Below are 255 nucleotides of genomic sequence, written 5' to 3' on the forward strand. Positions count from 1 at the left end.
GATCGGGTGGTGCTGGACCGCTATCTGGCCGCGGTGCAGCAGGTGGTCAACCGCCACGATATTCTGCGCACCGCCTTTATCTGGCAGGGGCTGTCAGAGCCGGCGCAAGTGGTCTGGCGCCAGGCCCTGTTATCCGTCACTGAATTGACATTAGATCCGGCAGACGGGCCGGTCAGTGAGCAGTTAAGCCGGCGTTTTGACCCCCGCCATTATCGTCTGAACTTAAGTGAAGCCCCGTTATTGCAGTTTGTTGTT

Annotated in this window: 1 protein-coding gene; it reads left to right on the forward strand. The window is 58.4% G+C overall.

What is annotated here, in order from left to right; genetic code table 11:
- On the forward strand, positions 1-255 hold a 255-nt coding region (locus C5470_RS23975), incomplete at both ends, for a condensation domain-containing protein (protein ID WP_166291976.1).

Origin of the sequence: Photorhabdus stackebrandtii, from assembly GCF_011189495.1 — a bacterium.
Lineage (GTDB): Bacteria > Pseudomonadota > Gammaproteobacteria > Enterobacterales > Enterobacteriaceae > Photorhabdus > Photorhabdus khanii.